The 388-nt window shown below is 53.4% G+C and carries 1 protein-coding gene; it reads left to right on the plus strand.

The window, feature by feature from the left end:
- Positions 1 to 388 (plus strand): baseplate J/gp47 family protein (locus AC0L3J_RS37605; protein WP_473350460.1); only part of this gene is annotated, 388 nt, incomplete at both ends.

Here is a 388-nt window from a genome sequence, read left to right on the forward strand (position 1 = left end):
CCGGTGAAGCAGGAAATACCGGTGAGAATACCATATTAACGTTGATCACCCCGGTTGCCTGTGTTGTTTCCGATGCCATCACTGTAAAAGGGTTTTCCGGTGGAGCTGATATTGAGAGTGCAGCGGAGCTGCTGTCACGGCTGGAATATCGTGTCCAGTATCCTCCGTTCGGCGGTAATCAGTTTGATTACGTTCGCTGGGCACGTGAAGTCAGCGGTGTTACCCGTGCCTGGTGTTTTCCGACATGGAAAGGCGGTGGCACAGTCGGGGTGACGTTTGTTATGGATAACCGGAGCAATATTTTTCCGCAACCGGCAGACGTGGAACGCGTGGCGGATTATATCGCCGGTCATACTGACCCGATCACTGGTCTGATTGTCGGACAGCC

The sequence above is a fragment of the Bradyrhizobium sp. Kon37 genome (assembly GCF_055807535.1).